Raw genomic sequence first — 13,524 nt, 5'->3', positions numbered from 1 at the left:
CAGCATGGAATAAGATCCATCCTGCCCTTTCTGTTCATGGTTCTATATAAATTATTCAACTATCAGTTTATAACTGGATCTTTGTCCATTACTCCTGATCACAGTTACATAATATAATCCCCGGTTCCTGGTACTGAGGTTGCAAACTACCTTTTGTACTCCACCGTCAACAGACTTCACAATACCAAGATCCTGCACCATACGGCCCTGGGCATCGAATACCCTGATGGAAGCCTGCTCGTTTTTAGCCAGTGTGACATTTATTGTAGCGTTACCGCTGGTCGGGTTCGGATAGATACTTGCCACCTGCTGCCCAGCAACATCACTACCTGATTGCAAAGAAACTGTGGATCCGGTTGCTGTTAAGGCGGCACAATTTGCTGCTGAAGGTGCATTGCCTGTTATTTCGATCCAATCAATATCTGCGGTAGCAGAAGATGCGACTGACTGCAAACGGATGGTATTACTCCCCCCCGATAGCGAGACCGTGGCTGTAGCATTGGCAAAAACAGTGCTGCTGCTCGTTCGTGGGAACGGTTGTGCACTATTGACGGTAGTTCCGTTTATGATCAACGCCATCACATAGGAGTTACTGCTACTGCTATTCACGTATCGCCATGTAAGCGTGTAGGTTCCAGCCGATGGTACATTTACCTTCCAGTCCATTCCTCTGCCCGCGGAATTGGTCAGGTTAATTACTCTGCCATTGTTAGCGCCACTGTTGGTACTGATAGCGCCTTGATAAGCGCAAAAGCCCTGGGCGGTAGTAGCATTGTCTTCGATCCTGATAGTGCTTGATCCGCCGGTATTCTGCAATGTGAAGTTTGCAGTAACCGACTTATTACTGTTCAATGTTACATTTACGGAAGTCGCAGTACCGCTTGCGTCTCCGCTCCATCCTGTGAAGATATAGCCAGCCGCAGGAGTGGCAGTAACAGTTACCACAGTACCGGAATTATAAGTACCTGCACCGGATACAGTACCACCTGCTGCCGGTACAGACGTTGTGCTGAGTGTATAAGTTCCCGGATTAGGATTAGTGCCTCCGCAGGACGGACTGGTCAATGTTGCACCTGCGCTTACGGACACCATATTCTTTACCTGGCCGGCAGGTGTTACGGTCAGTGAATAAGGAGGAGTAAATGCAGTACCACTACCGGCCGTATTACCGGTAGTACTGGTAAAAATATTATTCCGGGAAGTAATAGCGGTAAATGTATTATCCATTAGATCAATGGGCTCCGATACATTCTCAAACACATTGCTTTCAACCAAAAGATCTGCTTCAAATCCAGCCATCACACACTGTGCGGCAACGCTGCTATTAAAAAGGTTGTTAACCACATGCACTTTCCCAAACCGTACTCTTGGCATACGCGCTTTACAACCTTGTCCCCACCAGCAATACTGCATCGTGATACGTAATTTTCCTCTGTCGGCAGTAGCACCGTCGCTGGAGCCGAACAGGTTGGAGAACCGGTGATCATCGGAACCACCTGAACCACCGGGAATAGGCGTTTTGTTATAAACAAATTTGCACCATGTTACCGTAATGTAGTCCGCTGCGTTTTTAATATCGAGGTTGCCATCCATTCCATCCCTGAACTCACAATGATCAACCCAGACGTTGGTGCTGTTATCGATCGTAACATTATCCCAGCCATCAGCATCATAAGCACCAGGACCTTCAAAGATGATGTTCCTGAAAATGATATTGGAAACTCTTTTTACACTCAATATACCCGAACCATCCTGTGTCAGGTCGCTTGATACTAATCTTGCACCAGGCAGGCCATAGATCGTCTTTCCCGATTGGTCCTGAAAACTGATTCGTCCGCCGGAAGGGATTGTAATAGACCCGGAGATATGGACAACCTTTACAGTGGAAGATGTAATAGCAGTTTTAAGATCGTTGTAATTAGTAACAACTGTGGCGGCGGCAGATCCGCCACCTGTTACGCCTCCATTTTGACTGGCCCAGCCAACGAGGGTACATTGGCTATAGGCAGATAAACTGGCGAGGCATAGTATGGCACTTAGCACCAGTAGTATGAACCGGTTCTGTTGCATAGGGTTTGTTTTTATGATATTGGTTAGATAAATTTTACATAAGTGGAATGGCTGTTAGCTCGCCATGGCTTTGGGCTAATCCAATTGTTCACAGCATCAAGTTCTATCTTTTTTATTGGTTTTACGTGCGCGGGCGATGATTTATTTATGCAATCGTTCCCGAAATAATTAAATGTTGGAGAGAGTAAACGGTTACACGAAGTGTGTGGATACTGAGGTTTCCAATGTGATCAATGCCGTAGTTTAGCAGAATATTTCGCTATTGTATTAGCACATTAAAAAAGAAACAGCCCGAAAACGGGCCGTAAGTTCTCCTTTCATTTTTTACCCTCCTATTATTTCTTCTTTTTTTGCGCCTTAGGGCTGCTACCTGGCGCTTGTGCCAGACCAAACGTGAAACTAAAATCAGATGAAAATGCCTTTAACGTCGAGTCACAGCTACCAGCAGTTGATATAGAAGCATATCTGTGACAACCGGTACAGGTTTGCCGCTGTATATACGTCTCCATTGTTGTATTAGCTACTGGCTCCAGTGGTTGCATGCCTTTAGTTTTTAAAGGAGCATTCACCGGCTGTGTGGGCGGTGGTGGTGGCGGAGCCTGTGACCAGAGCACGTTGATCAGCTTATAGTGTAGCCAGATAGATTCCGGATATTTCTGGCGGATAAAATTATGCAGTGTGTTAGTGATCAACCTGGAAGTATCAGGAATGGGGAAACGTCGTGTTACCTGTATAGGCACCGGGCCTGCTCCTTTGCAGAGATAATAACCGGGCGCTTTATTCGGCTCGCAACCTATTGTATCGGGGCCACCTGTATTAGAACAACCTGCCGGTATGTTCAGGATCTTAGGCTGACAATTCGGATTATACAGGTTATAGCTGGTTGATGGATTATCGCCATCAGGAACGTTATTTTCATGCTCAAAAGTGGTCCATACCCATTGAGGCTGCGAGGTTGTTTTCTGCAAAATATGCAGCCCTACAAGTGCTACAAGCGTGAAGCGATATTCGCCGGTCGAAGCGTCCAGTACCACCGCTTTGGAAAGTTTATAGGTGAGCCATTTCTTGTTGTCGGGATCAGTCACCTCCATCCAGGCTGACTTGATCTCTACAGCGCCCGTAGGACCGTTATACTGACCCTCAGGGAATACAACCGGCACACCAGCAGCCGCCGAATCGCATTGGGCATTTGCATTGTAATAACCATTGTTTACGATAAAGTTGTACTCATCCCTGTTCATGTGGATGGTATACCATAAGTTAGTGCCGTTCTGCGCTCCTAACCATGCAGGGCCAAATTCAGGATGCGCTTCCTCTTCGTTACTGGAATCGAGCACCATCATGGGATGATCGCGGAATTTACTTGTCGCAGTTAAAAAGAGCGTAGCTTCTGACATCCGCTTGTCTTTCTTCAGAACATCTGCAGGTAATTTCCTTCCTACCTGTTCCCATGCAGGCGGGCGTACACCATTGGGAGGATATAACTCATCAGCCGTGATATATGTTTCCCATTGTACTGGAGCGGTACTCCCCGGCGTTCCAAAATAATCACCTTCAGATGGCCAGTTCAGCGACACAAATTGCCACCAGCCGAAACAGTTAGAATTTGTCTGACTGTTAAATTGGCCAGGAGGCAGATCACCGGGCACGTTGCTTCCAAAAGGAATGTTCACGTCTGCACTACAATTGCAAGAGTCAACAGCGAGCCTGTTTTTAGTGGCTTGTCCGGGAGTAATAACTGACGCGAGATAAACAATCAATACAATAACAAAGGCTACGAGCCATACTTTTTGTTTGAGGATTTTCTTCATTGCAACAGGATGATTTTGGTTGTGATGAGATGAAAACAGGGCAATAATATCACAGACAGGCATCACTCCTGTTATGATTGAATAGTGATCATGACGCATGAATGCACCGTGCTATTGCTGTGCAATTGCCAGATAAGGTTTCGTTAAAATGATATTAAGGTTGATTTAATCGGTCCGCAATGATTATGGTTTTTTGAGTATTACTTTGAGGTCAGTCTGAAGTTAAATATACTGATATTTTATACACGAAATAAAATTTTCGGGCATAAATATATTGGAATGAATGAGTTAGTATTAAGTCATTTTATCAGATGCAGAAGATGTTTAATTTATCGCAGCTCGTCTGAGTTGTACCAGTCAACTGCTTGCTAACTGACATGTATGTCTGAGCTAATTTGTCAGGAACATTGAGCTAAATGGGACAGTTGGATCGAAATTCATATTATTTCTTTACAGAAATAATATGAACCGGAAAATTCAGAACAGTATGGAACAAATTGAAAGCAACCTTTTTCGAGTGTAAGTCATGATCTACCACAGATATTTACATTACCACAAGCGACAGCATCTGTTACTCCATTTGAATTAAATGTTTTCCCTGGCGAAACATTTCTTCCTCCACGTGCCTGGGCCGAAGCCGCCTGGCCAAACTTGTTTTATTGGAATATGGTGGATAAGGAAGGGCACTTTGCCGCCTTTGAACAGCCAGAGATATTTGCAGGGGAGATGTATAAAGCGTTCCGATCATTCCGGGGATAAACTACTATGCACAGTGATCTATTGGTCACTGTGCGTATGTTTCGAGATGAAATAGCAACTACTCGAAAAATTCGAGTAGTTCAAAAAGAGGGTAGCAGGGAAGTCAAAAGAGAAGTTGATTTTTATAACCTTGACATTATTATTGCCGTTGGTTATAGAGTCAATAGTTTTAGGTATTAAAAAGTGATATAGGAATTGCCAAAAACTACCTTATAGAAAAAGAAATAAAGGAACTTGAAAGGATTGTTTCCATGTATTTAGACTATGCCGAAAACCAGGCAGCACGTCAACTACCAATGAAAATGACTGACTGGATAAAAAAATTAGATGCTTTTCTGCAATTTAATGAATACCAGGTTTTAAAAGATGCAGGAAAAGTCAGTCATGCTGTAGCAATGAAATTGGCGGAAACAGCGTATGAGAAATTCCGGATCGAACAAGGTAGGACTTTTAAAAGTGATTTTGAAAAAGAATTTAAAGACATACTTAAACAAAATAAAGGGGAATAGATTTAGATGAACGCGTCACAATAACTGTCTGAATACGGACTTGATTTATATGTAACAGGTCTATAAATAGTGTCTCTTTAGGCATAAGATTCGTTGGGTTATGGGATCATTTAGCTAACCCAGCTCACTAAGGTCGACCACCGTTTCCAAATACCCTTCTCCTTTTTATAAACATTAATGAACCCGCTTCCACACCGTACGCCACGGAGCGCACAATGACATTAAAAAAATAACGAATTATTTTAACAGGTTTTCGATACTATTCCGGAACCAATTAGTGTTAACAAGATCACTCACAGTATGCTTATTAAGTATTTGTTGCAGGTACACTTTACTATAATAAGTCTTCATACTAAAAAAAGGATAAAATGTTTCAAAATCATTACTTTCCAATGCTTTCAGAATAGGTTCAGCCTTACCATCATTTGAAATTGCATCCTTAAACTCAATGTAAGTTTGCCTTGAAGTAGCAAGACCAAGAAGGATTGTATGAAGTTTGTGGTTTTTCTGTTCTGTAATATCTTTGATGTACTCTTCTTTATTGAAATCTCCCCATTTTAGCTCTGCAATATTTTCCGGATGGTAAATATAATTTTCGAAAGCATAGTAATGTAAAATTTTAAGATTAGGATGCTTTTTCTGTATTGCCACTATTTCATCGTCTCTGAAATAATCCCGGTCTCTGATTCCCAACATTGAAGAATCCCCTTTGATCGTTAAGAATAATTCCCTACTATCTTTGGCGGGTAAGAAGAAATATGTCTTCCCTTTAAATGCCAGGTTAAAAAATGTATCATTCTGATTCTCGACCACAACTAATTTTCGCCCCTGAAGAATATTTTGCAACGTTTCCTTCGGTACAGCAATATCATATACTTCAAGGTTCCCCTTTGGCTCTGGTACTAGCAACTGCGGTAAATCAAAGTTTAGAGAATCAAGATCTATGATACTTGCATTTTCAGCATTTCTCGCAAAGTCTATAAAACCAAGTGCATGGGAAGCGGTCCATAGCTGTGCATCTTCAGGTATCCAGACATCGACAATTTCTGATAATAATTTGGATTGAAGGGATGTATTTAAATGGCAGTCCATTTCATCAATGTAAATGACAGCATCTTTATATTGTTCCTTCCTTACTACAAAGTTCAACAGGAGAATTACAATCTGTTTTTCTCCATGGCTTAGTAGATCGTAGTTAATTTTAGAAGTTCCTTTTTTGAATATTAACTTAGCGCTTTCCTGAGAGGTAGCATTTTTAAACTCAGCTATTTGAATAGTTGTAAGTTCATCCCCTCCTAGAATATTAAGAAGTGACTGATTTAACGGCTGAATAAAATCCTGAAATATTTGTAATGTATCGGCAGAGCGACCACTAAAAACAGGCTCTCTTAAAGCATTATCAATCTGCTGAATATATTGGGCCAGATCATTATCGAATCTCTCATCAGCATCAATAAATGAAAAAGGGCCATCCGAGTTATTGACAACGGCATCGCTGGTACCTTTTTGGGAGATTCTTGGTACAATGCGTATACTACTTCTACCAATGAATTTGTTTTTCAATACTCGCCGATCACCTTTTAGCATTCCGTCGGAGTAACCAACTTGCTGATTAATAGACATAGAAATTAGGACTTCCGGATCAGCCTCATTTTTAGCATAATAGGGCTTAATACGTAGCTCAAAATTATCGGGATGAAACTGTCCTACAACATCTCTTCCTATAAAATTAAATGCATCAAAAACAGAGGATTTACCTGATCCATTGGCTCCAATTAGTAATACCAACTTTGAAGTCTCTGGTATTTTATCAATGGTCAGGTCAGAAAAACGCTTAAAATTTCGAAGTTCCAGTTTTGTGATACGCATGGTTCAAAAATAAAGTAATCCATGCAAATGGTATGGAGAAGAAACAAAAAAGGAGATCATTTCTGATCTCCTTCTGTCGGGGCGGCAGGATTCGAACCTGCGACCTCCTGCTCCCAAAGCAGGCGCGATACCGGGCTACGCTACGCCCCGAACCCGTTAAACATCTCGCTTTGTTGCCATCGCTTTCGATGTTTGGGATTGCAAAGGTAGGCGATTTTTTGAATTAACCAAAAATGATTCAAAAAAAATATCAAAATTTTTAAAATAACTTTCGGATTCCATCTGTGAGATGCATTTCAAAAACGGGGAAAACCGCATTCACACTGGGAAAATATAGAATTCTATGAGCCTTGCTAAACTATTCTGCCTGGGCAGCCTGTTGCTCGCCCTTCAATCCTATGGACAAATAAAAAAGCTACCGCTGGTCAGAGAACAACTGTTCGACGATAACTGGCGGTTCAAAAAAAACAGGTTGAACGGAGCAGAGAAACCAGAATATCCCGATGCCGACTGGAGAATACTGCACCTGCCGCACGACTGGGCGATAGAAGACCTTCCCGGGCAGAACGACAGCACCATTATCGGCCCTTTCAACAAATACAGTCCGGTACAGGAGCACGGCGCCTATGTAGTAGGCGGCATCGCCTGGTACCGTAAGCAATTCACTTTGCCGTCCCTCCCTGAGGGGCAGACCGTTGCTGTCCGTTTTGAAGGCGTATACATGGACAGTGACGTCTGGATCAACGGGCATCACCTCGGTAACCACCCGTATGGATATACGCCCTTTACGTACGATATGACGCCTTATCTCGCAGCTGCCGGACAAAAGAACGTTATAGCTGTAAGGGTCAAAAATGAGGGGCTTAATTCCCGTTGGTATACAGGTGCGGGTATCTACAGGCATGTTCACCTGGTAATGCCCCCTCCTGTACACCTGGTAAAAGACGGCATCTTTATCACCAGCCCGGAGGCTGGAAAAGAAAAAGCCGTTGTGCAGGTCACCTCGGCAATGACAAGCAGCGGAAAAACGGCAGCCCAACGTATGCTGCAGATCCGGTTGAAGGATAGTACGGGGCTGGTAGTCGCCGATGCCATGCAGCCAGTGACGGTTACGCCAGGCGATACGACCATCGTCACCAAACAACTCACAGTAAATAATCCGGCGTTATGGTCGCCGGAAAGACCCTACCTCTATACCACCGAAATCCGACTGCTGGATACAATGAATGTGAAGTCTAAAACAACCACCGACCAGCTGGTAGTCAATACAGGTATCCGGAAGATCAACATAAGCCCGCGTAACGGCCTCACCATCAATGGAGAGAAAGTCCTGCTCAAAGGCGGCTGCCTGCATCACGACAACGGCCTGCTCGGAGCGGCTGCTTTTGACAGGGCTGAAGAAAGGAAGGTGGAACTGATGAAGACTTACGGTTTCAATGCCATCCGCACCAGCCATAATCCGCCTTCCGAAAAATTCCTGGAAGCCTGCGACAAATCAGGCATGCTGGTGATAGATGAAGCCTTCGATGTGTGGATGGAACAAAAACAACCACTGGATTATCACCGGTTCTTCAAAGATTGGTGGCAACGCGACCTGCAAAGTATGGTAATGCGCGACAGGAATCATCCCAGCATCATTATGTGGAGTATTGGAAATGAGATTCCGGAACGGGTGGACCCTCCCGGTCTGGCAATTACCCGCCAGATGGTCAAAGAGATCCGGAGATTGGATAGCACCCGCGCTATTACTGAAGCAGAGAACGACTTCCAGGGACGGCCATTTGCCTGGGAGGCTACAGACGCCTCTTTTGTTTTGCTGGACGTAGCCGGTTACAACTATCAGTGGTACAGCTATGCTATCGATAAGAGACGCGTCCCCGGCCGTGTAATGTACGGTTCAGAAACACTTCCGGGAGAATTGTACAATTCCTGGAACCAGGTACAGGGCCTTCCCTTTGTGATCGGCGATTTCGTATGGACGGCCATGGACTATCTGGGAGAAGCCGGCATAGGACACAGCACTTATACCGGCAGCGGTTCCGGCAGGCTCTCCTTCCCCTGGTTCAATGCCTGGTGCGGCGACATAGACCTCATTGGCAATAAAAAACCTCAGTCCCATTACCGCGATGTGGTGTGGGGAAACAGCCCTGTTGAAATGCTGGTGCATATACCTATCCCAAAAGGAAAAGAAGAAAAGGTAAGTAAATGGGGATGGCCAGACGAGGTGGCCTCCTGGACCTGGCCGGGTATGAAAGATAGCACCATGCAGGTGCGGGTATTCACACGGGCAAAGAAGGTTAACCTGGTATTGAATGACCGCCGGGTGGCAACCAAATATGTATCGGACAGTGTGCCCCTCACCGTGACCTTTGATATTCCCTATGTTCCCGGCGTGCTGACCGCCTTCGTATACGACAGCAAAGAGAATGAGATCGGCGTTAAAACACTTGCCGTAACAGAACCACCGTCGGCTATCAGGTTAACAGCTGACCGTAAACAAATATCTTCAGACCCCGGTTCTCTCGTGTACGTAAATGTGGATGTTGTAGATGGATTGGGGAATATTATACCAAATGCGAATTTTCCATTAAAGATCACCGTCAGCGGACACGGAACTTTGGCATCCGCAGGAAGCGCCTGTCCAAATTGTCCGGCCAGTTTCCAACAACCGGCACTGACTACCTTCAGAGGGCGAGGATTGGCCATTTTAAGGGCAGATGGAAGGCGAGGCAACATAACACTCCAGGTCGAGGGCGAGGGTCTAAAAACGGCTAAAATTAGCATCCCGACGAAATAAGCTTGCTTGGTCTCTGCTTGGTCTCTGCTTGGTCTCTGCTTGGACTCTCCTTGTTCGATGCTTCTTCGACGCTTGTTCGACGCTTGTTCGACCAATGCTTTACGGTCAAATTGACACATCATACCAGTTGAAAGTTATTCAACTGGTATGATCTTAACAATACTATTCAGGCCGTCCACCATTTCCTGAGGCGGTGAAGTAATACGGGGTATATATCGTAAAGAAGAATAGTGCTCAAAATAAAAGGGATCACAAAAAAGGTGGTCATCCCGATCAGGCCGAACAGATAACCGCCTAATAATCCTCCTATAATAAAAAAAGCCAGTACAGTAAAACGGATATAAATCTTATCTTTGAGTTCACGGGTCCTCTCTACATGTGGATGTAAAAGATCTGACAATTCTCCCGCCAGGTCAGTAACCAATCCGGTAAGATGTGACGTCTTGATCAACCCACCGGATATCCTCGACACCAGGCCATTCTGCAGGCCCATACAAAATAACACCGCTCCCGTTACAGCCTCCCGCTGAAAATCACTCATACTACCCACGTCATTCCCGTAGAAAGCTACTCCCAGCAAAATAACGATCTCCAGTACTATTGGTGTGGCATGCGCCACATAAGTACTCCGGTAATCGAGCGATTTGACAATGAAGTTGGACACAAAGGCGCCGAAGAAGAACATGAATAACCAGTATAACACCGTGTACACTTCGCCTATGTCCTGCTCCGTAATTTTTCCCGCCAGTGTGGCTACATGGCCTGTTATGTTGGACACAAAAGACAGGAAAGCGATTACGCCCACCACATTGGTCATGCCAGCTACAGAAGCTGTAGAAGATGCCAGCATCAGATTCTTTTTAAGGCTGCGCTGGCCGGGATTCTCACGAAGCATATGAAGAAGTTGGTTGATGAGATAATCCATCCGACAAGAGTAATGCCAGTATTTTGTTAAATCCCCTTCATCCTATCAAGGGATAGTTAGATTGGGATTTCCCGATATGTTTAAATAATTTTGCAAACTCAAACACTAAGAATGGAAGCTAAAATGACCGCCCGGCAATATTGGTCGCTAATACTAATACTAGGAACAATGACGGCCCTCGGGCCCTTTTCAATCGATATGTACCTTTCCGGTTACCAGGTCATCGCAAAGGACCTGCATACAACCACTGACAGGATGGGACTTTCACTCGCCAGTTATTTCATCGGTATATCTTTCGGTCAGCTGTTATACGGCCCGCTACTCGATCGTTTTGGAAGAAAGAAACCGCTTTACGCAGGATTGATCGTTTACATGCTGGCTTCCGCCGGTTGTATTGTGGCAAAATCACTCGACTTTTTCGTAGCCGTACGTTTTATTCAGGCGGTAGGCAGCTGCGCTGCCGCTGTTGCTTCTGTAGCAATGGTGCGCGACTTCTTCCCGATAAAAGACAGTGCTAAAGTATTTGCCCTGCTGATGCTGGTGGTAGCTGCTTCTCCGATGCTGGCCCCGACCATAGGCGGCTTTATCACCGCAGCATGGGGTTGGCAGGTGATATTCATCGTGCTAGGTTTGATGGGATTACTGGTGATGCTTGCCTGCTTTTTCTTCCTGCCGGAAAGCCATCAGCCGGATACCTCCATGTCCCTGAAACCCGGTCCTATCATCAACGGCTTCTGGTCAGTAATGCGGGAACCGCAGTTTTATACGTATGCGTTGACCGGGGCACTCGCCTTCTCCGGACTATTCGTGTACGTATCTTCTTCCCCCGTAGTATTCATGGACATCTTTCATGTATCTGAACACAACTTCGGCTGGATCTTCGCAGGTTTGTCTGTAGGTTTTATCGGGTCCAGTCAGCTGAACAGCCTGACCTTACGTTATTTCACCAGTGAACAGATCACCCGTATAGCACTGTTCGGACAAGCATTTGTAGGGATCGTGTTCTGTGCCGCAACCTATATGGGATGGCTGGGATTAGGCGCTACCATTTTCATGCTGTTCCTGTTCTTAAGCTGCCTGGGTTTTGTAAACCCGAACGCCTCCGCGCTTAGCATTGCACCTTTCAAAAAAAATGCAGGAAGTGCTGCCGCATTAATGGGCGCTTTGCAGATGGGCATCGGCGGACTGGCCTCTACGATCGCCGCACTGTTCGATATGACGACTGCTGTGCCCATGACCGTTATTATGGCTTGTACAGCGATATTATCACTGACTATGCTGCTGGCAGGACGCACACGCATCACTAACCCCGTTTTATTGCAGGAAGGCGGTGAGGCTGTAGTCATTCACTAAAACATTTTATAGCATACACCCAAAAAAGGCGCTCTTCCGGCGCCTTTTTTTGTACTGCTGACATAAGGTTGTCATTCATAGCCCTTTTCTTTGCATAAAAACCACGATATGCAATCTATTCAACCCGCCCCGACTTCCTCTCACCATGACTTTGACTTCCTCGCGGGGCAATGGCATGTTCGTAACCGTAAGCTGAAAAGCCGTTTAGACGGATGTACCGAATGGGATGAATTTGACGCAACACAGGACATGCGCCTCGTACTTCATGGCATCGGCAATACCGATATCCTGTCTGCCACGGTCAATGATCAACCTTTTGAAGGAATAACCCTGCGTCTGTTCAATCCGGCCAGCAGGCTATGGAGCATCTACTGGGCCGATAGCAACAGGGGCGTACTGGAACCACCGGTAGTGGGATCTTTTGCAGGAGATACGGGATTATTCTTCGCTGACGACGTATTCAACGGCCAAAAGATCCTCGTGAAATTCAACTGGGACAAAACCGATCCGGATGCGCCTGTATGGAGCCAGGCCTTCTCCACAGATGATGGCGCCACCTGGGAATGGAACTGGTATATGTATTTCACACGTATGTAGCAACTGCCTTGCGAAAAAGATACTATCTTGCAGTCAGCCATATATCCTATGAAACAGACCTTCTTATTTCTGCTTGCCCTATTAAGCTTTCAATGCAACAGGCACACTGCCAATAAGAACTTCGATCTGAAGATCAATGTAGATATCGGTAACTATAAGTATACCAGTCATCCGGTTACAGAGGCGGAGTTTCATGTATTAAAGCTTAATATAGCGAAAACATGGCCACAGCAGATATTGGCCAGCAGCAGAACTATCATTGCAAAGGATCATGACGCAACGCCTGTATTGCGTTCAAAGTATACAATACAGGAATACATCCGTATTGCAAACGATATGGAGACCTTCAAAAAAGAACTGGTTGCTCCCGGGGAATATCTGAAAAGTACTGCGGCTTCACCGGAAATAGCAGTGCTGGAACACAACAAGGTATTCGCATCACTGTCTGACGAATGTATAGCCGAACCCGTTAACTATAGTGATCTGATCATTACAGCCATGAAGGGGATCCTGGCCGACAATCATATCAAACTGGAGATCTGTTATGGCTTCAAACAGATCTCCACCTTTGAAACCAAGTATACTATCTACGCTAAACTGAATAACACCCTTCACACCGTTACATTCACCAATACAAAGGGGTGCATGCCCGATAATAACGCCATTTACCTATTACTGAACAAAGTGCTGATGAGCACTGATATCAAGGAACGGCTGGTCCGGTACAGCGATCATAATAGCCTGGTATTTGTACAACCGGCCAGGTATGAACGACTGGCAAGAAGACTGACGCAACCCTGATACGACAGCTTCCACTGCTGCCAGGTGAATGTA

At 45.1% G+C, this 13,524-nt stretch carries 10 protein-coding genes and 1 tRNA gene; 6 read left to right on the top strand and 5 right to left on the bottom strand.

What is annotated here, in order from left to right; translation table 11 throughout:
• Nucleotides 1-51: 51 nt before the first annotated feature.
• A complete protein-coding gene (locus C7475_RS14105; protein WP_110053963.1) occupies nt 52-2,070 on the bottom strand; it encodes a T9SS type A sorting domain-containing protein in 2,019 nt (672 codons plus the stop codon).
• Nucleotides 2,071-2,405: 335 nt separating this feature from the next.
• Nucleotides 2,406-3,881, bottom strand: coding sequence for a cytochrome c family protein (locus C7475_RS14100; protein WP_146217546.1), 1,476 nt, complete (start codon nt 3,879-3,881; stop codon nt 2,406-2,408).
• 765 nt (nt 3,882-4,646) lie between these two features.
• Between C7475_RS14100 and rhuM (C7475_RS33530) the strand changes: the two genes are divergently transcribed.
• Both rhuM (C7475_RS33530) and rhuM (C7475_RS33160) read left to right on the top strand, forming a co-directional pair.
• Nucleotides 4,647-4,820 carry a RhuM family protein gene (gene rhuM / locus C7475_RS33530; RefSeq protein WP_199236225.1) on the top strand — a complete coding sequence of 58 codons (174 nt, stop codon included), beginning with the start codon at nt 4,647-4,649 and terminating at the stop codon, nt 4,818-4,820.
• 8 nt (nt 4,821-4,828) lie between these two features.
• Entirely contained in the window at nt 4,829-5,149 is a 321-nt protein-coding gene (rhuM, locus tag C7475_RS33160) for a RhuM family protein (RefSeq protein ID WP_199236235.1), read from the top strand.
• A gap of 237 nt (nt 5,150-5,386) precedes the next feature.
• Here the strand turns inward: rhuM (C7475_RS33160) and C7475_RS14085 are convergent, their stop codons facing one another.
• Complete coding sequence (locus C7475_RS14085; RefSeq protein ID WP_110053961.1) at nt 5,387-7,018, bottom strand: AAA family ATPase; 1,632 nt, start codon at nt 7,016-7,018, stop codon at nt 5,387-5,389.
• Nucleotides 7,019-7,094: 76 nt separating this feature from the next.
• Nucleotides 7,095-7,168, bottom strand: a tRNA-Pro gene (locus C7475_RS14080).
• Between the two features lie 193 nt (nt 7,169-7,361).
• Between C7475_RS14080 and C7475_RS14075 the strand changes: the two genes are divergently transcribed.
• Nucleotides 7,362-9,815, top strand: a complete 2,454-nt coding sequence (locus C7475_RS14075; protein ID WP_110053960.1) for a glycoside hydrolase family 2 TIM barrel-domain containing protein — start codon at nt 7,362-7,364, stop codon at nt 9,813-9,815.
• Nucleotides 9,816-9,981: 166 nt separating this feature from the next.
• On the opposite strand, the gene C7475_RS14070 is transcribed toward C7475_RS14075, so the two are convergent.
• Nucleotides 9,982-10,710, bottom strand: coding sequence for a YoaK family protein (locus C7475_RS14070; RefSeq protein ID WP_110054083.1), 729 nt, complete (start codon nt 10,708-10,710; stop codon nt 9,982-9,984).
• A gap of 141 nt (nt 10,711-10,851) precedes the next feature.
• Between C7475_RS14070 and C7475_RS14065 the strand changes: the two genes are divergently transcribed.
• From C7475_RS14065 to C7475_RS14055, 3 genes are all read left to right on the top strand, one after another.
• Nucleotides 10,852-12,093, top strand: coding sequence for a multidrug effflux MFS transporter (locus C7475_RS14065; protein WP_233259852.1), 1,242 nt, complete (start codon nt 10,852-10,854; stop codon nt 12,091-12,093).
• Nucleotides 12,094-12,201: 108 nt separating this feature from the next.
• On the top strand, nt 12,202-12,690 hold the full coding sequence (locus C7475_RS14060) for a hypothetical protein (protein ID WP_199236224.1): 489 nt from the start codon (nt 12,202-12,204) through the stop codon (nt 12,688-12,690).
• A gap of 48 nt (nt 12,691-12,738) precedes the next feature.
• Complete coding sequence (locus C7475_RS14055) at nt 12,739-13,491, top strand: hypothetical protein (RefSeq protein ID WP_110053959.1); 753 nt, start codon at nt 12,739-12,741, stop codon at nt 13,489-13,491.
• The last annotated feature ends 33 nt before the right edge of the window (nt 13,492-13,524 follow it).

It is taken from the genome of Chitinophaga sp. S165, assembly GCF_003182155.1.
In the GTDB taxonomy this organism is placed as follows: domain Bacteria; phylum Bacteroidota; class Bacteroidia; order Chitinophagales; family Chitinophagaceae; genus Chitinophaga.
Note: the sequence above shows the minus strand (reverse complement) of the source record. Positions and strands in the feature narration are given on the sequence as shown.